Genomic DNA, 19,702 nt, shown 5'->3' on the forward strand with positions numbered 1-19,702 from the left:
GCAGTAAGACGGGTGTCAGCGCGACAGTGCGAGACGCGGAAGCGGCGGGACCGGTGCACCGGCGGGGGGAGGGACTGCGGCGCCGGAGCCGTTATCGGGGCCCTGCTGGCCGTCGTTGGCCTCGGGAGGCAGCGTGGTCATGTGAGTCTCCTCAACTTGGGTGCTTGCTATGTGCTCCCCGACGCTACTCCTGCTTGCGCCGAAACGGGAGAGCAGCACCGAGAATTCGTCTGATTGGCAGCAGATCGTGACCCGTCGGGTCGGCTCTGCGGGGCCGAGGGGATCTCGCCGGGGCGATCAGAACAGGTCGGGGCTCGGCGCCGAGGTGTGCAGGATCGAGACGTCGGCGTGGCGATCGAAGCGGTAGCCGATGCCGCGTACGGTGCGCACGATGTCCTGGTACTGGGCGAGCTTCACCCGCAGGCGGCGCACGTGCACGTCGATAGTGCGCTCGTTCGGGATCTCGCTCTCGGGGGCGTCGGCCCAGAGCGTCGTGATGATCTCCTCGCGGCTGACGGTGCGTCCCTCGCGGAGCACGAAGTACTGGAGCAGTTCGAACTCGCGGAAGGTGAGGGGAGCGGCGACGTTGTCGAGCAGCACCCGCTTGCGGGTGAGGTCGATCGTCACGCCGCTGGCGGCGCGATCCTCGTCGACGGGCTCGTCCTTCTTCTGCCGGGCGATGGCGGCGGGGTCGCCGAGCGCGAGGCGGACGACGTCGACGTCGCGGCCACCGGCGCCCTCGGGCGCCAGCGCCACGGCGGCGTAGGTCTCGGCCGCCGGCGAGAGCTGCGCGACGAGGTGCTTGATCTGCGCGACGATGGTGCCGAGCGCGGGGTCGCCCGCGGCGATCTTGTCCTCCGACAGACCGACGTAGAGTGCGAAGCCGCGGACCTCGGTGCCCTCGGGGACCCGACGGGCCGGGGCGGCCTGCGGCTCGGCGCCTCGCGGTGCGAGGTCGGGGCGGGCGGCGCGCAGGTCCTGGGCGGTCGAAGCGGTGCGAGCGGGAGCGGTGAGCGTGGTCATGATGATGTGCGTCCTTGCGGTGCGCCGAACGCGGTTCGGCGGAACGTGCCTCGTCGGTGACGAGCGGTGCGGCGGATCCAGAGCGGAAGCGGATCTCGCCGGAGGGGATGCAGCCTGCTCCCGATCGGGGCGGCGTGCGTGGGCACCTGCGGGTTCGCGCCTCTGCGCGGAACCTCTCGGTGCGGGCTACCGGTTTGTTAGATGCACATTCGACAGCGCATGACACCACGGCGGCACATCATCATGCCGTTCAGCCCAAAGTTCACCTCGAAGGCGGACTGGGTTCGCGTGGTTGCGGTCATAACGCAAAGTTAAGCAAAGTATTTCGCCCCGTGTCAAGCGGAATGCTCGGCACGGGGCGAAAGTGGTGCGTGACCTGGATTAATCGGCGGTTCCGTAGAGGCGGTCACCCGCGTCGCCGAGGCCGGGGACGATGTACGCGCGGTCGTTGAGGCCCTCGTCGAGCGCCCCGAGCACGAGCGTCACCTTGCGGTCGCCGGCGGCCTCGCGGATCGCCTCGACGCCCTCGGGGGTTCCGAGCACGCAGATCGCGGTCACGTCGTCGGCGCCGCGATCGAAGAGGAACTTGATGGCCGCCGCGAGCGAGCCGCCCGTGGCGAGCATCGGGTCGAGCACGAAGCACTGGCGCCCCGCGAGCGACTCGGGCAGTCGCTCGGCATAGGTGGTGGGCTGCAGCGTCTCCTCGTTGCGAGCCATGCCGAGGAATCCGACCTCGGCGGTCGGGACGAGCTTGACCATGCCCTCGAGCATGCCGAGGCCCGCCCGCAGGATCGGGACGATGAGCGGCAGGGGCTCGCTCAGACGCACGCCGGTGGTCGTGGTGACCGGGGTCGTGATCTCGACGGGCTCGACCCGGACCTCGCGGGTCGCCTCGTACGCGAGCAGGGTCATGAGCTCCTCGATGAGGAGCCGGAAGGTGGGCTGCGGGGTCCGCTCGTCGCGGAGAACCGTAAGCTTGTGAGTGATGAGCGGGTGATCCGCAACGACGACGCGCATACCTCGATTCTAGAGGGCGCGGAGCTGCGAGGGGAGTGGGATGCCGAGCACTGCATCGGCCGCGCCGATTCCCCCGACCGCCGAGGAGCTGCGGCTCATGGGGCTCGCCCTGGCCGAAGCACGACGGGCGTCCGCCGAGGGCGAGATCCCCGTCGGCGCGATCGTCGTCGACGCGGCCGGCGCCGTGGTGGGGACCGGCCGCAACGCGCGCGAGGCGGTGCCGGACCCCACGGCGCACGCCGAGGTGCTCGCGATCCGCGCAGCGGCGGCCGGCATCGGCGATCGCGTGCTCGACGGGTGCACGCTCGTCGTCACTCTCGAGCCCTGCGTCATGTGCGCGGCGACGATCCTCGCAGCCCGGATCCCCCGCGTCGTGTTCGGCGCCTGGGACGAGAAGGCCGGCGCGGTCGGCAGCGTCTACGACCTGCTCCGCGACGGCCGGCTGCCGCACGCGGTGCCCGAAGTGGTCGCCGGCGTGCGCGCCGACGAGGCCGCCGAGCTGCTGCGCGACTTCTTCGAGCAGCGCCGGTAGCCGATCCCGGACCCGTGCCGCAGCCGGACGCTAGCTCCGAGGAGCCACCGTCACGGCTTCGGGCGCGAACGTCACCCGCACCGAGTCGCCCGGGCGCAGCACGGTGTCGGCACCGTGCTGCGAAGCGAGGGTCGCCCCGTCCGCGAGCTGTACGACCGTGCGGCGGATCGAGCCGAGGAACCCGCTCGAGACCACGACGGCGTCGAGCGGGTCGATCCGCTCGGTCACCGGTTCCAGCCGGACGTGCTCGGGGCGGACGTAGGCCGTGACCTCGGCGCCGACGCCGGTGAGCTGCGGTGCCTCGAGCACCGGGATGCCGGCGCCGTGCACGCGCACCACACCGCCGTCGAGCCGGCCGTCGACGCGGTTCGACAGGCCGACGAAATCGGCGACGAACGGCGAGACCGGACGGCGGTAGAGCTCCTCGGGCGTGCCGAGCTGGGCGATCCGGCCGCCCTCCATCACGGCGACCCGGTCCGAGACGGCGAGCGCCTCCTCCTGGTCGTGGGTGACGAACACGGTCGTGATGCCGAGCTCGGTCTGGATCGCGCGGATCTGCTCGCGCAGGCGTACGCGCACCTTCGCGTCGAGCGCCGACAGCGGCTCGTCGAGCAGGAGCGCGCGGGGGCGGGTGACGAGCGCGCGGGCGAGCGCGACGCGCTGCTGCTGGCCGCCCGAGAGCTCGTGCGGGAACCGCTCGGCGAGGTGTTCGAGCCCGACGATCTCGAGCATCTCGCCGATGCGCGCGGTGCGCTCCGGCTTCGAGATGCGGCGCATCTGCAGTCCGAACTCGACGTTGCGCGCGACCGAGAGGTGGGGGAACAGCGAGTACTGCTGGAACACCATGCCGACGTCGCGACGGTTGACGGGAACATCCGTGACGTCGTCGGAGCCGATGGTGATGCGTCCGCCCGACACCTGTTCAAGGCCCGCGATGCAGCGCAGCGCGGTGGTCTTGCCGCAGCCGGACGGGCCGAGGAGGCAGATGAGCTCTCCGGGCGCGAGCGACAGGTCGACGCCGTGGAGCACCGTGGTCGAGCCGTAGGACTTGGTGACGGACTCGAGGCGGACGGGCGAGCCTGAGGAGGCGGCGCGGGGATCAGCGGACACTGGGGGACTCTTTCGACGGGGCGGGTGCGGTGGCGGATCCGGTGACGGCGGGCGCGGGCAGCGCGGGGGACGCCGCCCGACGGGCGCGGCGACCGCTGCGACGGGCCGAGCCGGTGGCGCTGACGAGCAGCAGCACGACGAAGGCGCCGACGAGCGAGAGCAGCGACACGATCACGGCTACGAAGGGATCCGATTTGGAGATCTGCAGCAGGGCGGTCTGCAGGGTGGTGCGGTTGAGCAGCGACGACACGGTGAACTCGCCGAGCACGATCGCGACGGTCAGCAGCGACGCGGCGAGCAGACCGCGGCGTACGCCGGGCGCGATCACCCGGGCGAGCACGGTGCCCCAGCCGGCGCCGAGCGATCGCGCGGCCTCGGCGCGGACCCGCGCGTCCATGCCCTGCAGGTCGGAGACGATCGCGCGGTAGGCGAACGGGAGCACGAGCACTCCGTAGGCGAACGCGAGGGTCCAGACACCGGATCCGAACACCTGACCGATGCTGCGGTAGATCGGCGCGAAGCCTACGACGAGCACGATCGCCGGGATCGCGATCGGCAGCACCGTGAGCAGGTCGAGCGCGCGCTCCAGCTTCGGGAAGCGGAGATGCACGAGCACGATCGTCGGGAAGAACAGCACGAGAACGATCCCGAGCGTGATCACGGCGAGCAGCACCGAGTTGCCGAGGCCCTGGAACAGGATCCGGTAACCGCGCGATTTCTCGGGGTCGAGGAGAGCCGCCCAGTGCTCGAGCCCGTAGCCGCCGGAGGTCTGGCGCAGGGTGAACTCGACCATGGCGCCGAGCGGGATCAGGAACACGAGGCCGATCACCGTGACGACGGTGATGGCGAGCCCCTTCGAGGGGCGCCCCGGGACGCGGGCGCTCATCGCTGCCACCTCGCGGCACGGGCCATCAGCCGGCCGTAGGCGAGCATGACCGCGGTCATGACGATGATCATGCCGAGGGCGAGCACTCCCGCGGTCGACGCCGTCGTGCCTCCGGTCTCGCCGATCAGAGCGGCACGGATCTGGAGGGGCACGATCTGCGATCCCTGGCTGATGAGGGCGGCGGCGGTCGCGTACGAGGAGAACGCGTTCGCGAACAGGAGCAGCAGGGAGCCGAGGAACGCGGGGGCGAGCACGGGCAGACCCACGCGGGTCCAGTAGCTCCAGCTGGAGCCGCCGAGGGTGGCCACCGCCTCGGCCCAGCCCGGGCGCAGCGCTGCGACCGCGGGCAGGAAGGTGATCACCATGAGCGGTACCTGGAAGTAGAGATAGGGGAGGATCAGGCCGGGCAGCTCGTAGAGCCAGACGCCCTCCTCGAAGATGTTCACGCCGAGGTGGTCCTTCAGTAGCACCGTGATGACGCCCTGGATGCCGATCGTGGCGATGAACGCGAAGGCGAGCATGACGCCGCCGAACTGCGCGAGCACCGAGCTCGCGGAGTCGATCACGCGGCGGATCGCGCCGCCCTCGGGGAGCGCGGCGAGCGCCCAGCAGAGCACGGCGCCGACGGCCGCGCCGACGCCGGCGGTGAGCGCGCTGACCCAGACGCTCGCGCCGAAGGCCTGCAGGGTGTCCGGGTGCACCAGCACCGAGAGGCTGGCGAGGGAGAAACCCTGCGTGGTGCTGAAACCGCTCGCGACCGCGAGCAGCGTGGGAACCGCGAGGAAGAGCAGGATGTATGCGCCGAACGGAGCGAGGCCGAGGGCGGGGAGCAGTCGTTTCATGGGGGTCCGTCGGGTCGGTGGGGTGGGGGCGGAGATCCTGCGACTCGCAGGCTCGCGCAGGATGACGAACGAGCGGCTTCGCGCAGGATGACGAACGAATACGCCCGTCATCCTGCGCGAGGAACGAGTCGCAGGATCCGCGACTACTTGACCGCCGCGGCCCAGCGGTCGGCGAGCACCTTGTTGGCGGCCTCGACCTGCGCGGCGTCGGGCGAGATCCAGTCGCTCGACTGGGTTCCGAAGGTCGCCTGCTCGATGAGCTTCTCGTCGGCCGAGCCGGCCTTCTTCAGCGCCTCGACGCGCACCGGGACCGCGTTCGCCTCGAGGTAGAGGGCCTGCGCCTCGTCCGAGAAGATCCACTCCTGCCACAGGCGCGCCGCGGCGGGGTTCGGGGCGTCCTTGCTGATGGCCTCGTTGTAGAACGAGACGTAGGCGGCGCCGGGAAGAACGGTGGTCTTCCAGCTCGGCTTGCCCGTGGCCGCCGCGACGTTGTTGAACGACCAGTCGAAGACGACCGGGGTCTCGCCCGAGGCGATGGTCGCGGGGGTCGGGTCGACGGTGAGGAAGTTGCCGGCCTGCTTGAGCTTCCCGACGAAGTCGACGCCCGGGCCGAAGTCCTTCACTCCGCCGCCGTTCTGCGCCGCGATGAGGCCCACCGCGGCGAACGCGGCGCCGGCCTGCGTCGGATCGCCGTTGAGCGCGACCGCGCCCTTGTACTTGGCGTCGAGCAGGTCGTCGAGCTTCTTGGGCTCGGGCACCTTGGCCGAGTCGTAGCCGATCGACATGATGCCGGAGTAGTTGTTGACCCAGAGGCCGGTCTTCTCCTTGTTGGCATCGGGGATCTCGTCCCACTTCTCGACCTGGTAGGGCGCGAACTTCGCGGTGTTCGCGAGTGCGACGGCGGCGCCGAGGTCGAAGACGTCGGGCGCGGTGTCCTGGCCCTTGAGATTATCGGCCGCCTGGATCTCCTCGGCGCTCGACGCGTCGGGGGAGGCCGAGTTCACGGTGATCCCGTACTTGTCCTCGAAGCCCTTGATGATCTTGCCGTAGTTGGCCCAGTCCTCGGGGAGGGCGATGACGTTGAGCTGGCCCTCCTTCTTGGCGGCCTTCACGAGGCCGTCGATCCCGCCGAAGTCGGCCGCGCTGGTCGCCTTCGCGGCGTCGACCGAGCCGCCCTTCGCGTCCGAACCCGAGTCGGACGACGAGCAGCCGACGAGCGTGCCGCCGAGGATGAGCGCTGCCGTCGCGCTGAGGGCGACCGTTCGCAGCATCGCGCGTGAGTTCACGTGGAGTTCCTTCCATCACCAGAGGGGCCACCCTGGCGGGTTCGATCCGGCGATGCCGGGTCGGTCGGCGATGCCGGGCCCGGGATCTCAAGCTACGTTCGGCGAGTAGCCGGAGTACGAAGCCCGGGTTACGGGAAGGTGACCGCTCGGTGCGGTCTCAGCGCGTCGTGGGGAACGTTCGGGGTGCCTCAGTCGCTCGACAGCATGACGATGGAGCCCGTGGTGGGCTGCACCGTGTTGGGATCGAGATAGACGTCGGGCTCGATGTAGATGATGCGGGCCGCGGGCACGGCCTCGCGGATCCGGCGCTCGGCAAGGTTCACGATCACCGAGACCTCGCGCATGGTGCGTTCGGCGGCGACGCCGATCTTGGCACCCACCATGAACTCGTCGGGGCCGAGGTAGAGGGTCTTCATGTGGATGATGCGCTCGACCTCGGAGTTCGCGAGCAGGGCCTGCTCGATCTTCGCCACGTCGTCGTCGCTCGCGCCCTCGCCGACGAGCAGGCTCTTCACCTCGATGCCCACGATGACCGCGACCGCGATGAGGAGCACGCCGATGAGGATCGTCGCGATGCCGTCGAAGAGCCCGTTGCCGGTGAGCGCGGTGAGCCCGACGCCGAACAGGGCGATGACGAGGCCGGTGAGCGCGGCGAGATCCTCGAGCAGCACGATCGGCAGCTCGGGCGCCTTCGAGCGTCGGATGAACGAGATCCAGCTGGCCGTCCCCTTGTGCGGGCGGCTCTCGGCGATCGCAGTGCGCAGCGAGAAGCCCTCGAGTCCGATCGCGATGACGAGCACGAGGAGCGGGAGCCACCAGACCTCGAGCGGGTGCGGTTCCCGGATCTTCGAGATGCCCTCGTACACCGAGAACACGCCGCCGACCGAGAACAGCACGATCGCGACCACGAACGCGTAGACGAAGCGCACCCGGCCGTAGCCGAACGGGTGCTCCTTGTCGGGGCGCTGCTTGGCACGGCGTCCGCCGAGCAGCAGGAGGAGCTGGTTGCCGGAGTCGGCGAGGGAGTGCACGCCCTCGGCGAGCATCGAGGAGGAGCCCGAGAACGCCCAAGCGATGAACTTGGTGACGGCGATCCCGAGATTCGCGAGGAATGCCGCGATGATCGCCTTGTTGCCGCCGGTCGCGCTCATCGCCGGGTCCCCTTCACCATGACTCCACCGGACCCGCGTCCGCGCGCTGGGCAGCGACCGTCGACTCCGTCCGCCCCGTGCCGGAGCGGTGCATCCATCCTAGGATGGGCGGCGTGAGCGACTCGAATACTTCTGCCGTGCGTCTTCCGCGAACCGTCCTCCTCGGAGTGGGATCGATGGGCGGCGCGATCCTCGAGGGCCTGCGCGCGCCCGAGGTGCGCCTCGATGGCCCCATCACCGTCACCACTCGATCCGCGGCCAGCGCAGCGGCGTTCGACGGCGCCGACGATGTGCGCGCGCTCGCGAGCGAGACCGAGCCGGATGCGAACCGGATCGCGGTGCGCGGAGCGCGCATCGTGATCCTCGCGGTCAAGCCGTGGATGATCCATGACGTGCTGCGCGAGATCGCGGAGGACCTCGACCCCGGCGCGATCGTCGTCAGCGTCGCCGCTGGAACCACGATCGCGAGCATGGAGGCGCTCGTGCCCGCCGCGAACCCGGTCGTGCGCGCCATGCCCAACACCCCGTCGGTGGTCGGCAAGGGCGTCACCGGCATCGCGGGCGGCGCGGCCGCCGACGCCGAGGTCATGGACGCGGTGCGCGCGGTGTTCGAGACCGTCGGACGGGTGCTCGTGGTCGACGAGGACCGGATCAACGCCGTCGCCGCCGTCTCGGGATCGGGCCCCGCCTATCTCTTCCTGTTCGTAGAGGAGTTCGCCGCCGCGGCGAAGCGGCTCGGCTTCGACGACGACGCGGCGAAGCTCCTCGCGGAGGGCACCGTCGCGGGCGCTGCGGCGCTGCTCGAATCCTCCGGTGAGGATCCGGCCGAGCTGCGCCGCCGCGTCACGAGCCCCAAGGGCACCACGGAGCAGGCCGTGCTCGTGCTGCAGTCGGGCGGCTGGGCCGATCTCTTCGACCGCGCGCTCGCCGCGAACATCCGCCGCTCCGAGGAGCTCGCGGCAGGCTGATCCGCGACTACGCGATCGCGGCGAAGCGCTCCACGTCCGCCGCGGTCCCCGACACGATGATCAGGTCGTGCGACGACACCACGGTGCTCGGCGTCGCGTAGGTGAACGGCTGGCCCGGCGTCTTCACGCCGACCACCGTGACCCGGTAGCGGGAGCGCACGCCGCTCGATTCGAGGTCGAGCCCGCGGATCGAGCGCGGCGGATACATCTTCACCAGCACGAAATCGTCGTCGAACTGGATGAAGTCGAGCATGCTGCCGCTCAGCAGGTGCGCGACGCGCTCGCCGGCTTCCCGCTCGGGATAGATGACGTGGTGCACGCCGATGCGCTCGAGGATCTTGCCGTGCGAGAACGAGATCGCCTTCGCCCAGATCTGCGGCACCCCGAGATCCACGAGGTTTGCGGCGATGAGCACGCTGGCCTCGATCGAGGATCCGACGGCGACGACCGCGATCTGGAACTCGTCCGCGCCGATCTGGCGGAGCGCCTCGATGGACCGCGCATCGGTCTGCACGGCGTGGGTGACGCGGTCTGCCCACTTCTGCACCAGGGTGGCGTCGGTGTCGACCACGAGCACCTCGCGGTCCTGGCGGTCGAGCTGGCCCGCGGTCGCGGCGCCGAAGCGTCCGAGTCCGATCACCAGCACGGGGGCATCGCTGCGGATATCAACCAACGATCGGCCTTTCTTCGGGGAGGCGGAACATGCGGGAGCGGCTGGTCGCCGCGACCGCGGCCGCGAGAGTGACGGTGCCGACGCGGCCCGCCCACATCGTCGCGGCGAGCACGTACTTGCCGGCATCCGGCAGGTTCGCCGAGAGGTCGGTCGAGAGCCCGCAGGTGCCGAACGCGGAGATCACCTCGAACAGCACGATGTCGAGCGGTTGGCCGGTCATGTGCATGATCGTGATCGAGGCGATGGCGACGATGGTCGCGCCCCAGATGACGATCGAGACGGCGACGCGCAGCACCTCGTTCGGGATTCGCCGACCGAACGCCTGCATGTCCTGGTAGCCGCGGGCTTCGGCGTACGCGGCGAGGAACAGCACCGCGATGGTGGTCACCTTGATGCCGCCGGCGGTCGAGGCGGAGCCGCCGCCGACGAACATGAGCATGTCCATGACGAGCAGGGTCGAGCCGTGCATATCGAGCGGATCGACGATCCCGAGGCCGCCCGATCTGGTCATGACCGACATGTATCCGGCGCTGAACAGCGTCTGCCCCAGGTTCTGCGAACCGAACGTCGACGGGTTGTTCCACTCGAGGCCGGCGATGGCGAGCCAGCCGAGGATCACGAACGCGATGGTGGTGGTGAGCGTGAGCTTGGCGTGCAGGCCGAGGCGCTTGTGCGCGCGCCAGCCGCCGCCGGCCAGGTAGCGGTAGAGCGCGAAGATGACGGGGAAACCGATGCTGCCGAGGAACACGCCGATGGCGAGCACCGACAGCAGGTAGCCGTCCGTCTCGTACGGGGCGAGGCCGCCCGGGAGCGGCACGAACCCGGTGTTCGTGAACGCCGATGCCGCGAGGTAGAAGCCGTTGCCGAGGGCGTGCGGCAGCGAGTACCCCTCGAGCAGCAGGCGGGGCGCGATCATCAGGGTCAGGGCGGCTTCGATCACGAGGAGGCTGATCGCGACGGCGCCGAGCAGGCCACCGATGTCTCCGAGGCCGACCGCCTGGCTCTCGCTGACGCCGCGGCCCGTGCGCATGGGATTCGTGTCGGTCGCGGCGAGCAGGCGCTGGCGCAGGCCCAGGCGTCGGGTGACGGTGAGGCCGAGGATGCTGGCGAGCGTGAGCACGCCGATGCCGCCGATCTGGATGCCGGCGAGGATCACGAGATCGCCGAAGATCGACCAGTGGCTCGCCATGTCGACGGTCGAGAGGCCGGTCACGCAGATCGCCGAGACCGCGGTGAACATGGCGTCGGCGAGCGGGGTGATGGTGCCGGCGGCCGAAGAGATCGGCAGCGAGAGGAGCGCGGTCCAGAGCAGGATCAGCGCGGAGAAGACCAGAATCGCGAAGCGCGCCGGCGACGACTGGATCATGCTCTGGATCCAGGACTTCTGCGCCAGCGGAGCGGACGTCCTGCGCATGGTGCGCTGTGCCCTCACGTCTCCTTCTTCCGATTCGCCCGAGGCCCCGGTGCAGCGGCCCCGGAGTTCGCGGTTGTCATGCTACACACCTGGCGGGCTACCCTGGTGGCTATGCCTGACATTTTCGGAGTCATCGCCGACGCGACCCGGCGCGACATCCTGCAGATCCTGCTCGAGCGGCATCTGGAGGGTACGGAGATCAGCGTCTCCGAGATCGTCGCCCGGCTCGAGATCAGCCAGCCCACGGTCTCCAAGCATCTGAAGGTGCTGCGGGACTCCGAGCTGGTCACCGTGCGCGAGGAGGGGCAGCACCGCTTCTACTCGCTGGACCCCGAGCCGCTCGAGATGATCGAGGACTTCGTGATCCCCTTCCTCTCGGCCGGCTTCGAGACCGAGGTGTCGGTCGAGTACCTGTCGGAATCGGGGGAGCCGGTTCCCGGCCCGGACTCGGACGAGGAGGTGCTGCCCGAGGGCGTGGCGGCTGCCGCCGAGGGGATCGGCCGTGTCGCGGCCAAGGCGGAGCACCAGGTGAAGGAGCTCGTCGCGCGCTTCCGACTGCGCGGCTGAGCGCAGAGCCGCGGCCCTCGGTTGGCTTCATGCGGCGCGCCGATGTTATGATGTGTGTTTTGTGGGCCATCGACCCGATGCGACCCTGAGACGTTGTGAGGTACCGATGGGTTCAGTAATCAAGAAGCGCCGCAAGCGCATGTCGAAGAAGAAGCACCGCAAGCTGCTTCGGAAGACTCGTCACCAGCGTCGCAACAAGAAGTAGTCGACGCGCGCCACGGGGCGCACGATCGGCGAAAGGCGTCGGGCTCAGCCCGGCGCCTTTCTTGCGTCTCGGCCGCATCGTCCCGTCATCCTGCGCGAGGGACGAGTCGCAGGATCTACACTGGCTGAGTGCCGAATCCCGTCTCGATCCGACTGCTGAGCAAGCCCGGATGCCACCTGTGCGACGACGCGCGAGCGGTGGTCGAGACTGTGCGGTCCGAGACCGCGGAGCGGGGGATCGCCACGGAGCTTGAGGAGCTCGACATCCTGCAGGATCCCGGACTGGCGAGGCGGCACTCCGAGGACATCCCCGTCGTGCTCGTGAACGGCCGCCGGGTGGCGATCTGGCGCGTTGATCCGGCGAAGCTGACCGCCGCGATCGAGCGTGCGGCGAACGGCCCGAGGCTGGTGCTGTTCCGGCGCTGAGCCCCGCTCGACCGCCTCGAAGACCGAACCACCGATCCCGAACCGAGGAGAACTCGAATGACCCTGCGCCATGTGGTGAGCTGGAAGCTGAACGGCGAGACCCGCGAGGAGCGCGATGAGCAGGCCGCTCGCGCGATCGCCGCGATCGAGCCGCTGCGCGAGAGCGTTCCGACGGTCCGTGCGCTCGATGTGCGCCGCAACGAGCTCTTCGACGGCGACAACTTCGACGTCACCCTCATCGCCGACTTCGACGACGCCGATGGGCTGGCCGTGTACGCCGGTCATCCCGAGCACCTCCCCGTGGTCGCGCTGATGAAGCAGATCACCGCGGCCCGCGCCGCGAGCGACTTCACCGTCTGAACCAGCGGTTCGGGTCGCGGCCCGAACCGCGCTGGAACGGTCGGCCCGAAATAGTTGAATCCTCCACTAGTGTGGGTCGAGTGCGCGACCGGCGCGTGCGACGACCCAGGAGGCAACGGTGCCCGTGCGACCGATCCGCAGACTCATCGGCCTGGCGCTGGGCGCCGCTCTCATCGTCTCGGGGGCCGTCGCCGCGTCCCCGGCGCTCGCCGATGACGCGCCGGCGCCGGAGACCCGGGCGGCGGAGGCATCCGCTTCCGGTGCGCGCGAGCACCGGGGGGACCTGACCCCGGCCGAGCAGCTGCAACGCTCCCGCGAACGCAAGCTCGTGGAGCGCCCCGCCGCGCTCCCCGCGGGGGCCGCGACGCTCCACGGCAGGATCGACGTCCCCGCGGGGGTGCTCGATCCCGATGGCTTCTCCGCCGTGGTCCTGGCCTCCAGCGACGGCACGTCCTACCTGGACATGTCACCGATCGAGGCGGACGGCGGGTACGCGTTCTCGGGGGTCGACCCGGGGGAGTACGTCCTCATCGCCGCGGGCACGTGCGGCTGCGAGCAGGGTTGGTTCACCCAGTTGCTGACGGCGGCGGACGGCACGGTGACCGTGTCGGTCGCCGACGCGGCCGACACCGCCTGGGACGCCGCGATGGCGGTGCCCGATGCGCAGATCTCGGGCACCGCGTTCGGGCTGCGGGACTCCTTCGATGCCGACGTCGCTCCGTTCGTCTACACGAAGGCGGACGGCCGCTGGATCCAGCTCGACATGGGGATGGTGGCCGAGGGGCCGCTGTCCTCGCGCGCCTACGCACTGCCGATGCTGCGGAACGGCACCTACACGGTCGGCCTCCTCGAGCAGCAGCCGAACGCGAAGGACCCCGAACGGACGGCCTGGCTCGGCGGGGCATCGCAGCTGGGATCCGCCAAGCCCGTCGCGCTCGCTGCGGCGCAGAACCGCACCGGGGTCGATCTCGGATTCCCGGGCAGGCCGGTCGTGACCGCCGCGAACCTCGCGGTCAAGCGCTTCTCCGGAGCGGACCGCTTCGACACCTCGGCGGCGATCTCGCGGGCGGCCTACCCGTTCGGGGCTTCCACCGTGTACATCGCGGACGGGAACGCGTTCCCCGATGCGCTCGCCGGTGCGGCGGCGGCCGGCGCCGAGGGGGCACCGGTGCTGCTCGTGCGGTCGGGCTCGATCCCCGCGTCGGTGCGCACGGAGCTCTCCCGGCTGCGACCCAACGACATCATCGTGCTCGGCGGCGCCGGCGCGGTCAGCGTCTCCGTGCAGGTCGAGCTGGAGCAGTACGCCGACTACGCCGTGCGACGCATGGCGGGTGCGGATCGCTACCAGACGGCAGCGACCATCTCGCGGAAGACCAGCGGGACCGATGTTCCCGAAGTCTATGTGGCGAGCGGCATGAACTTTCCCGACGCGCTCGCGGGTGCGGCCGCGGCCGGCGCAGCAGGCGCTCCCGTGCTGCTCGTGCCACCGGGGACGATCCCGGCGGCGGTGAAGACCGAACTCGCTCGCCTGCGGCCGGAGCGGATCGTCGTGCTGGGTGGGACCGGAGCGGTGAGCCGTACGGTCGAGTCCCAGCTGCGACGGTACGCGAGCGATGGAGTGGTGCGGATCGACGGCCCCGACCGCTTCGGAACCTCGGTCGCGATCTCGGAGTCGACGGTGGAACCGGGCGTCCCGATCGCGTATGTCGCGGACGGCATGAACTTCCCGGACGCGCTCGCCGGGGCAGCGGTGGCCGCGGCGCAGGGCGGCCCGATCCTGCTCGTGCGGCAGGGAGCGATCCCGTCGACGATCGGCTCGGAGCTGTCGCGGCTCCAGCCGCAGCGCATCGCGGTGCTCGGCGGAACGGGCGCGGTCGGGTCCGGCGTGCAGGCGCAGCTGAAGCAGTACCTCGTGCCCTGAGCCGAGGCCGTCGCTCAGCCCGGTTCGGCGTCCGCGGCCGCGCGTCGGTAGTCGCTCGGGGTGCGGCCCAGCACCGCGACGAAGTCGCCCGTGAAGTGGGCGTGGTCGGCGTAGCCGAGCTCGGTCGCGAGGTCGGCGATCCTGACCTCCGGGTCGTCCCGCAGCCGCTGCGCCGCTTCCTGCAGGCGTCGGCGGCGGATCAGGGCGAGGGGCGGAACGCCCAGGAACCGATCCGCGAGGCGCTGCAGACTCCGCACCGAGACGTGCATCCGCTCGGCGAGCTGCTCGACGCGCGTGAGCGACGGATCCTCGACGAGTGCCGCGAGGCGATTCGCGAGGGCGGCGTCCGAGCCCCGCGCGGGGGCGGGGACGCGGTCGGTGATCCACTCGATGAGGAGCGCCGCGGCCGCAGCGCGACGCGCGGTGCCGTCCGCCGCCGGCGCCGTCATCGCGCGGTCGACCCGATCGCGCAGTTCCTCCGCCCCCGGCGCGGTGAGGGGGATCGCGCGGTCGCGGAGCTCCGATGGGCTCCCGAGCAGCGCCGGCTGCGCCGCGGGCCTGAGCAGCGCGCCCACCGCCCAGCCCCGACCGCGGAGCACGCGCTCCGAGCGGCGGGTGGGCGGGCCGACGAGCATCGACCCCTCGGACTCGATGACCAGGTTGCCCGCGGGGAACGGCAGTATCTCCTGCCGGGATTCCTCTCCGGGGGCGAGATCCCACTGGGGGATCCAGATCCAGCGCACCGCGTAGGCCGCGGCGGGCGGCGCCGGCACTCGGTGGAACTCGGGAAGCCTCGACGGGAACAGCGTCCCGCGCTCGTCGTCGCGTCCGGTCATGCTGCTCCGAGGGAGTGTCCGGCCGAGGGCCGCGGCGCCGTTCGGCGACCGGTTCCCAGTGTCGCGGGATCTGGCGCGAATGTTCAAGTGCGGCGCGCGGTACCGGGCCTACGCTGGCGCCATGACTGAAGAACCCACCCGAGCTGTGACCGGATCCCACACGACGAACGGCATCCCCCACGGCGTGACCTCGCTCACGCCCTTCCTCGCGATCCCGCGCGCCGGCGAGGCGCTCACCTTCTACCGCGACGTGTTCGGTGCGCGCATCGTCGACACCACCGAGTTCGGCGGGGTCCTCGCGCACGCCGATCTCGACTTCGGCAACGGCCGACTGCAGCTCGGCGTGCCGATGCCGGATTACCACCTGGTCGCCCCGCCGGAGGGCGAGGACGACGTCTGCTATTCGATCGCGCTCTACGTGCCCGACGTGGACGCGGTGGTGGAGCGTGCGGTGGCGGCCGGTGCGGTGGTGCGCGAGCCGGCCGCGCACTTCGTCACGGGGGACCGGTTCGCGAGCATCCGCGATCCGTTCGGCGTGCGCTGGTCGATCATGACCCGTGTCGAGGACCTCTCCGAGGAGGAGAGCGTGCAGCGGGTGCGCGATTGGGCGGGCTCGTTCGAAGCCGAGTAGTGGCCGCGTGGCTCCCTACTCGGCTTCGGCGGCTTCGGCCGCCGCGGCGGGTGCGTGCAGGTGCAGGCGCTCGCCGCTCGTGTTGAGCAGGCTGATGGTCTCGGCCGGACGGTCGCCCTCGGCGCGCATCGCGTGCGGGGTGCGCGTGTCGAACTCGGCGGCCTCGCCGCGTTCGAGCACGAGCTCCTGATCGCCGAGCAGCAGCCGGAGCCTGCCGGAGAGCACGTACAACCACTCGTGGCCGTCGTGCGTGCGGGGCGTCATCCGGGGTGCGTCGGGGTGGTAGGTGATCTTGAACGCACGGACCTCGGACTCCTCGCGGGTGAGCGGAGCGATCGTCATGCCGTCCCGCTGCACCGATGGGCGACGCACCCTGGGATCGCGATCCTGCGGGTCGAGCAGATCGTCGATGCGGATCCCCAGCTGCCGGGTGAGCGGGAGCAGGAGCTCGAGGCTGGCCTGGCGCTTGCCCGATTCGAGCCGGGAGAGCGTGCTGGGCGACATCTGCGCCCGCCCGGCGAGCTCCTCGAGGGTCCATTCGCGGGCCTGACGCGCGGCGCGCAGACGAGGGCCGAGCCGGTCGAGTTCGGGCATGGAGCCTCCTCGGAGGTGAATGTCTTTGCTGCTTTCGCAAATATGATTGCAGAAACTGGATGCTCCGGCAACTCTGGATGCATGACAGCAGAGTGGATCGAAACCATCATCATCGGCGGAGGGGCCGCGGGCCTCAGCGCCGCGCAATCCCTCGGCCGTGCCCGCCGCGGCGTGCTCGTGCTCGACACCGGAACGCCCCGCAACCGCTTCGCGGATCGCATGCACAACGTGCTCGGACACGACGGGATCGACCCCGGGGATCTGCTCGAGATCGGCCGGCGCGAGGCGGCCGGGTACGGTGTGCGGATCGAAGAGGTCGGCGTGCGCGCTGTGCGGGAACCCCGCACGGACGAGGCGTCCGACGGTGCAGGCGGACCGGACCGCCCGGGTGCGGGCGAGACCCGATTGGTCGTCGAGCTCGAGGACGGCCGGAGCATCGGCACGCGTGCGGTGATCCTCGCCTCGGGCGTCACGGACGTGCTGCCCGAGGTCCCCGGCCTCGTCGAGCAGTGGGGGCGCGGCGTCGCGCACTGCCCCTACTGCCACGGCTGGGAGGTGCGCGGCGAGCGGATCGCCGTGCTCGCGACCTCGCCCATGAGCCTGCACCAGGTGCAGCTGCTGCGGCAGTGGACCGACGAGCTGACGGTGTTCACGGCCGACATCGGCGAGCTCTCCGAGCCGGTGCTCGCCGAGCTCCGTGCGCGCAGCATCCACCTGGTCGACAGCCCGGCGGCCGAGGTCGTGAGCGACGAGGACGGCGTGCTGCGCTCGGTGCGCACTGCCGACGGCCAGATGCACCTGATCGATGCGCTCTTCACGTTCGGGGTGGTGCGGCCGAACGACGAGCCGCTCGCGGGGCTCGCGCTCGACCGGGCGGATGCCCCGTTCGGGAGCTTCCTCGCGGTGAACCCGCTCGGGCAGACGAGCCATCCCCGCGTCTGGGCGGCCGGCAACGTGACCAACCCGTCGGGGGCGGTCCCCCTCGCGGTCGCCGCGGGCAGCATGGCCGGTGCCGGGGTCAACCTCGCCCTGGCCGAGGCCGACTTCGCGCGGGCCGCCGAGACTGCGGTGCTGCGATGAGTGCACCGCACGCCCACGGGCGTGGCCCGGGAACCGAGACCGGTGCCGCGAGCGGCGAGAGCGGCGAGGCTCCCATCGCGTTCTGGGAGCGCCGCTACTCGGGCGCCGAGCCCATCTGGTCGGGGCGCGTCAACGCGACGCTCGCCGCAGCGGTCGGCGATCTCGCGCCGGGAACTGCGCTCGACCTGGGCTGCGGCGAGGGCGGTGATGTGCGCTGGCTCGCCTCTCGCGGGTGGCGGGCCGTAGGGATCGAGCTGTCGCCGACCGCCGTCGCGCGGGCCGAGGCCGCCGCGGTCGAGGCCGGACTCGGTGTCGATCGCGCACGGTTCGTCGTCGCCGACCTGGGGGAATGGGCCGGCGACCCGGCCGGGATCGACGGCGGGGAGGCTCGCGGCTTCGACCTCGTGACGGCGAGCTTCTTCCAGTCGCCGGTCGAGCTGCCGCGGGATCGGATCCTGCGGGCGGCAGCGGGCCGTGTGGCCACCGGCGGGCACCTGGTGCTCGTCTCGCACGCGGCGGCGCCCTCGTGGGCCCCGGGTCACGGTGGCGACTTCCCGTCGCCCGCATCCGAGCTCGCGATGCTGGATCCGGCCCCGGATGACTGGGGCACCGTGACCGCCGAGGTACGCACTCGGGCCATCACCGGGCCGGATGGAGAACCGGCGACGCTCGACGACACCGTGGTGGTGCTGCGCCGCCGCTAGGGTTCGGTGCCGAAGCAGAGCTCGAATGCCGAGACCGAGACGGAGCCGGAACGGGTCGAGGCCCGCCCCGCATCAGCGGAGCGGGCCTCGACCCGTTCTTCGATCGCGCGCTGCGGGCTAGGGCAGCAGGCGGTTCGGGCCGCGGAAGAGGTACGTGACCTCGCGGATCGACGACTGCTGCAGCATCAGCATGAGCACGCGGTTCAGGCCCATGCCGAAGCCGCCGTGCGGCGGGACGCCGTAGCGGAAGAAGTCGAGGTAGAAGCCGAGCTCGGCGGGATCCATGCCCTTCTCGACGGCCTGCGCCTCGAGCACCTCGATGCGGTGCTCGCGCTGCGCACCCGTCGAGATCTCGGTGCCGCGATAGACCAGGTCGTAGCTGTTGGTCAGCTGCGGGTTCTCGCTGTTGCGCATGTGGTAGAACGGGCGGATCGACACGTCGTAGTCGGTGAGGAACACGAAGTCGTGGCCGTACTTCTGCTTGACGTGCGCGGCGATGCGGCGCTCGCCCTCCGGGTCCATGTCGGCGTCGGCGCGCGGCACCTCGTAGCCCTCCGCCTTCACGATCTCCTTCGCCTCGGCGAGGGGGATGCGCGGGAACGGGCGGGCGGGAACCTCGAGCTCGATGCCGAAGAGCTTCTGGATCTCCTCGCCGTGCTTCTCCTTGACCGCGGAGAGGCCCGCGACGATGAGCTCCTCGTGCAGCTCCATGACGTCCTCGTGGGAGTCGATCCAGCTGAGCTCGGTGTCGATCGAGGTGAACTCGGTCGCGTGGCGCGAGGTGAACGAGTGATCCGCGCGGAACGCCGGGCCGACCTCGAAGATGCCGCCGAAGCCCGCGGCCTGGGCCATCTGCTTGAAGAACTGCGGGCTCTGCGCCAGGAACGCCTTGCCCTCGAAGTACTCGACCTCGAACAGCTCGGCGCGGGATTCGGAAGCCGAGGCCATGAGCTTCGGGGTCTGGATCTCGATGAAGCCGCGGTCGACCCACACGTTGCGGAGCGCGTGCAGGAACGTGGTCTGGATGCGGAACACGAGGTTCTGCTCGGGGCGGCGCAGGTCGAGGAAGCGCCAGTCGAGGCGCACGTCGATGCCCGAGTCGGCCGCGATCGGGTTGTCGGGCAGCGCCGCGGTGACGACCTCGATGGTCTCGATCTGGATCTCCACGCCGCCGAGCTTCACGCGCTCGTTGTGCTGCAGCTCGCCCTCGACGGTCACGAAGGTGCCCTGCGTCAGCTCGGAGATGGTGGTCGTGCGCGGGACCAGGATGTCGGAGCGCGGGTTCTCGGGGTCGGGCTCGCGCAGCACGCCGCCGTTCACCAGCTGCACCGCGCCGCTCTCGTCGCGGAGCACGACGAACTGCACGTACCGCTGGTCGCGCACCTTCTCGACCCAGCCGGAAACACGTACGGGGCCGTCCTCGCGGGCGGCGAGATCCTTGATCAATACACGCTCAGTCACCCGGCCAGTCTAGTCG

General features: G+C 70.7%; 23 protein-coding genes. 10 read left to right on the forward strand and 13 right to left on the reverse strand.

Going from position 1 to position 19,702, the window contains the following annotated elements:
* Positions 1–15: 15 nt before the first annotated feature.
* From BMH31_RS15790 to upp, 3 genes are all read right to left on the reverse strand, one after another.
* Positions 16–141: a hypothetical protein gene (locus BMH31_RS15790; protein ID WP_256382370.1), complete on the reverse strand. Its 126-nt coding sequence runs from the start codon at positions 139–141 to the stop codon at positions 16–18.
* A 156-nt stretch (positions 142–297) separates the two neighbouring features.
* Complete coding sequence (locus BMH31_RS00005; RefSeq protein ID WP_099723875.1) at positions 298–1,023, reverse strand: winged helix-turn-helix domain-containing protein; 726 nt, start codon at positions 1,021–1,023, stop codon at positions 298–300.
* A gap of 381 nt (positions 1,024–1,404) precedes the next feature.
* Positions 1,405–2,040: a uracil phosphoribosyltransferase gene (upp, locus tag BMH31_RS00010; RefSeq protein ID WP_099723876.1), complete on the reverse strand. Its 636-nt coding sequence runs from the start codon at positions 2,038–2,040 to the stop codon at positions 1,405–1,407.
* Between the two features lie 97 nt (positions 2,041–2,137).
* On the opposite strand from upp, the gene BMH31_RS00015 reads away from it, so the two are divergent.
* A complete protein-coding gene (locus BMH31_RS00015; protein WP_099723997.1) occupies positions 2,138–2,572 on the forward strand; it encodes a nucleoside deaminase in 435 nt (144 codons plus the stop codon).
* 30 nt (positions 2,573–2,602) lie between these two features.
* On the opposite strand, the gene BMH31_RS00020 is transcribed toward BMH31_RS00015, so the two are convergent.
* The 5 genes from BMH31_RS00020 to BMH31_RS00040 all read right to left on the reverse strand — a co-directional run bounded on the left by BMH31_RS00020 (position 2,603) and on the right by BMH31_RS00040 (position 7,847).
* Positions 2,603–3,682, reverse strand: a complete 1,080-nt coding sequence (locus BMH31_RS00020) for an ABC transporter ATP-binding protein (RefSeq protein WP_099723877.1) — start codon at positions 3,680–3,682, stop codon at positions 2,603–2,605.
* Positions 3,672–4,568 (reverse strand): ABC transporter permease subunit, encoded by an 897-nt coding sequence (locus BMH31_RS00025; protein ID WP_099723998.1) that lies wholly within the window; start codon positions 4,566–4,568, stop codon positions 3,672–3,674. The genes BMH31_RS00020 and BMH31_RS00025 overlap by 11 nt, the downstream gene beginning before the upstream one ends.
* Complete coding sequence (locus BMH31_RS00030) at positions 4,565–5,410, reverse strand: ABC transporter permease (protein WP_099723878.1); 846 nt, start codon at positions 5,408–5,410, stop codon at positions 4,565–4,567. The genes BMH31_RS00025 and BMH31_RS00030 overlap by 4 nt, the downstream gene beginning before the upstream one ends.
* Positions 5,411–5,553: 143 nt before the next feature.
* Entirely contained in the window at positions 5,554–6,696 is a 1,143-nt protein-coding gene (locus BMH31_RS00035; protein ID WP_241898046.1) for an ABC transporter substrate-binding protein, read from the reverse strand.
* 188 nt (positions 6,697–6,884) lie between these two features.
* Positions 6,885–7,847 carry a cation diffusion facilitator family transporter gene (locus BMH31_RS00040; RefSeq protein WP_099723879.1) on the reverse strand — a complete coding sequence of 321 codons (963 nt, stop codon included), beginning with the start codon at positions 7,845–7,847 and terminating at the stop codon, positions 6,885–6,887.
* A gap of 104 nt (positions 7,848–7,951) precedes the next feature.
* Here BMH31_RS00040 and proC point away from each other — a divergent pair, with 104 nt between their 5' ends.
* Positions 7,952–8,815: a pyrroline-5-carboxylate reductase gene (gene proC / locus BMH31_RS00045; RefSeq protein ID WP_099723880.1), complete on the forward strand. Its 864-nt coding sequence runs from the start codon at positions 7,952–7,954 to the stop codon at positions 8,813–8,815.
* A gap of 7 nt (positions 8,816–8,822) precedes the next feature.
* On the opposite strand, the gene BMH31_RS00050 is transcribed toward proC, so the two are convergent.
* Positions 8,823–9,488 carry a TrkA family potassium uptake protein gene (locus tag BMH31_RS00050; RefSeq protein ID WP_199068322.1) on the reverse strand — a complete coding sequence of 222 codons (666 nt, stop codon included), beginning with the start codon at positions 9,486–9,488 and terminating at the stop codon, positions 8,823–8,825.
* Positions 9,481–10,854, reverse strand: coding sequence for a potassium transporter TrkG (locus tag BMH31_RS00055; protein ID WP_199069918.1), 1,374 nt, complete (start codon positions 10,852–10,854; stop codon positions 9,481–9,483). The genes BMH31_RS00050 and BMH31_RS00055 overlap by 8 nt, the downstream gene beginning before the upstream one ends.
* Positions 10,855–11,013: 159 nt before the next feature.
* On the opposite strand from BMH31_RS00055, the gene BMH31_RS00060 reads away from it, so the two are divergent.
* From BMH31_RS00060 to BMH31_RS00080, 5 genes are all read left to right on the forward strand, one after another.
* On the forward strand, positions 11,014–11,469 hold the full coding sequence (locus BMH31_RS00060; RefSeq protein WP_099723883.1) for a metalloregulator ArsR/SmtB family transcription factor: 456 nt from the start codon (positions 11,014–11,016) through the stop codon (positions 11,467–11,469).
* A gap of 106 nt (positions 11,470–11,575) precedes the next feature.
* Entirely contained in the window at positions 11,576–11,674 is a 99-nt protein-coding gene (locus BMH31_RS00065) for an AURKAIP1/COX24 domain-containing protein (RefSeq protein ID WP_005504750.1), read from the forward strand.
* A gap of 128 nt (positions 11,675–11,802) precedes the next feature.
* Positions 11,803–12,099: a glutaredoxin family protein gene (locus tag BMH31_RS00070; RefSeq protein ID WP_099723884.1), complete on the forward strand. Its 297-nt coding sequence runs from the start codon at positions 11,803–11,805 to the stop codon at positions 12,097–12,099.
* 57 nt (positions 12,100–12,156) lie between these two features.
* Positions 12,157–12,459, forward strand: a complete 303-nt coding sequence (locus BMH31_RS00075) for a Dabb family protein (protein WP_099723885.1) — start codon at positions 12,157–12,159, stop codon at positions 12,457–12,459.
* Positions 12,460–12,577: 118 nt separating this feature from the next.
* Positions 12,578–14,380 (forward strand): cell wall-binding repeat-containing protein, encoded by a 1,803-nt coding sequence (locus BMH31_RS00080; RefSeq protein ID WP_099747343.1) that lies wholly within the window; start codon positions 12,578–12,580, stop codon positions 14,378–14,380.
* Positions 14,381–14,394: 14 nt separating this feature from the next.
* On the opposite strand, the gene BMH31_RS00085 is transcribed toward BMH31_RS00080, so the two are convergent.
* Positions 14,395–15,216 carry a helix-turn-helix domain-containing protein gene (locus BMH31_RS00085; RefSeq protein WP_099723887.1) on the reverse strand — a complete coding sequence of 274 codons (822 nt, stop codon included), beginning with the start codon at positions 15,214–15,216 and terminating at the stop codon, positions 14,395–14,397.
* Positions 15,217–15,337: 121 nt separating this feature from the next.
* Between BMH31_RS00085 and BMH31_RS00090 the strand changes: the two genes are divergently transcribed.
* Complete coding sequence (locus BMH31_RS00090; RefSeq protein WP_099724000.1) at positions 15,338–15,847, forward strand: VOC family protein; 510 nt, start codon at positions 15,338–15,340, stop codon at positions 15,845–15,847.
* A gap of 15 nt (positions 15,848–15,862) precedes the next feature.
* Here the strand turns inward: BMH31_RS00090 and BMH31_RS00095 are convergent, their stop codons facing one another.
* Positions 15,863–16,441, reverse strand: coding sequence for an XRE family transcriptional regulator (locus BMH31_RS00095; RefSeq protein WP_099723888.1), 579 nt, complete (start codon positions 16,439–16,441; stop codon positions 15,863–15,865).
* A gap of 81 nt (positions 16,442–16,522) precedes the next feature.
* Here BMH31_RS00095 and BMH31_RS15610 point away from each other — a divergent pair, with 81 nt between their 5' ends.
* Complete coding sequence (locus tag BMH31_RS15610; protein WP_099723889.1) at positions 16,523–17,521, forward strand: NAD(P)/FAD-dependent oxidoreductase; 999 nt, start codon at positions 16,523–16,525, stop codon at positions 17,519–17,521.
* On the forward strand, positions 17,518–18,225 hold the full coding sequence (locus BMH31_RS15615; RefSeq protein ID WP_099723890.1) for a class I SAM-dependent methyltransferase: 708 nt from the start codon (positions 17,518–17,520) through the stop codon (positions 18,223–18,225). The genes BMH31_RS15610 and BMH31_RS15615 overlap by 4 nt, the downstream gene beginning before the upstream one ends.
* Positions 18,226–18,342: 117 nt before the next feature.
* On the opposite strand, the gene aspS is transcribed toward BMH31_RS15615, so the two are convergent.
* A complete protein-coding gene (gene aspS, locus BMH31_RS00110; protein WP_241898047.1) occupies positions 18,343–19,686 on the reverse strand; it encodes an aspartate--tRNA(Asn) ligase in 1,344 nt (447 codons plus the stop codon).
* Positions 19,687–19,702 lie beyond the last annotated feature (16 nt).

This window comes from Leucobacter sp. OLIS6, assembly GCF_002752355.1.
In the GTDB taxonomy this organism is placed as follows: domain Bacteria; phylum Actinomycetota; class Actinomycetes; order Actinomycetales; family Microbacteriaceae; genus Leucobacter.

What these genes read in the sequence shown, in the direction of transcription:
- BMH31_RS15790 (WP_256382370.1), bottom strand. Translation starts at nt 141, where the DNA reads ATGACCACGCTGCCTCCCGAGGCCAACGACGGCCAGCAGGGCCCCGAT.
- BMH31_RS00005 (WP_099723875.1), bottom strand. Translation starts at nt 1,023, where the DNA reads ATGACCACGCTCACCGCTCCCGCTCGCACCGCTTCGACCGCCCAGGAC.
- upp (WP_099723876.1), bottom strand. Translation starts at nt 2,040, where the DNA reads ATGCGCGTCGTCGTTGCGGATCACCCGCTCATCACTCACAAGCTTACG.
- BMH31_RS00015 (WP_099723997.1), top strand. Translation starts at nt 2,138, where the DNA reads ATGGGGCTCGCCCTGGCCGAAGCACGACGGGCGTCCGCCGAGGGCGAG.
- BMH31_RS00025 (WP_099723998.1), bottom strand. Translation starts at nt 4,568, where the DNA reads ATGAGCGCCCGCGTCCCGGGGCGCCCCTCGAAGGGGCTCGCCATCACC.
- BMH31_RS00030 (WP_099723878.1), bottom strand. Translation starts at nt 5,410, where the DNA reads ATGAAACGACTGCTCCCCGCCCTCGGCCTCGCTCCGTTCGGCGCATAC.
- BMH31_RS00040 (WP_099723879.1), bottom strand. Translation starts at nt 7,847, where the DNA reads ATGAGCGCGACCGGCGGCAACAAGGCGATCATCGCGGCATTCCTCGCG.
- proC (WP_099723880.1), top strand. Translation starts at nt 7,952, where the DNA reads ATGGGCGGCGTGAGCGACTCGAATACTTCTGCCGTGCGTCTTCCGCGA.
- BMH31_RS00055 (WP_199069918.1), bottom strand. Translation starts at nt 10,854, where the DNA reads ATGATCCAGTCGTCGCCGGCGCGCTTCGCGATTCTGGTCTTCTCCGCG.
- BMH31_RS00060 (WP_099723883.1), top strand. Translation starts at nt 11,014, where the DNA reads ATGCCTGACATTTTCGGAGTCATCGCCGACGCGACCCGGCGCGACATC.
- BMH31_RS00065 (WP_005504750.1), top strand. Translation starts at nt 11,576, where the DNA reads ATGGGTTCAGTAATCAAGAAGCGCCGCAAGCGCATGTCGAAGAAGAAG.
- BMH31_RS00075 (WP_099723885.1), top strand. Translation starts at nt 12,157, where the DNA reads ATGACCCTGCGCCATGTGGTGAGCTGGAAGCTGAACGGCGAGACCCGC.
- BMH31_RS00085 (WP_099723887.1), bottom strand. Translation starts at nt 15,216, where the DNA reads ATGACCGGACGCGACGACGAGCGCGGGACGCTGTTCCCGTCGAGGCTT.
- BMH31_RS00090 (WP_099724000.1), top strand. Translation starts at nt 15,338, where the DNA reads ATGACTGAAGAACCCACCCGAGCTGTGACCGGATCCCACACGACGAAC.
- BMH31_RS00095 (WP_099723888.1), bottom strand. Translation starts at nt 16,441, where the DNA reads ATGCCCGAACTCGACCGGCTCGGCCCTCGTCTGCGCGCCGCGCGTCAG.
- BMH31_RS15610 (WP_099723889.1), top strand. Translation starts at nt 16,523, where the DNA reads ATGACAGCAGAGTGGATCGAAACCATCATCATCGGCGGAGGGGCCGCG.
- BMH31_RS15615 (WP_099723890.1), top strand. Translation starts at nt 17,518, where the DNA reads ATGAGTGCACCGCACGCCCACGGGCGTGGCCCGGGAACCGAGACCGGT.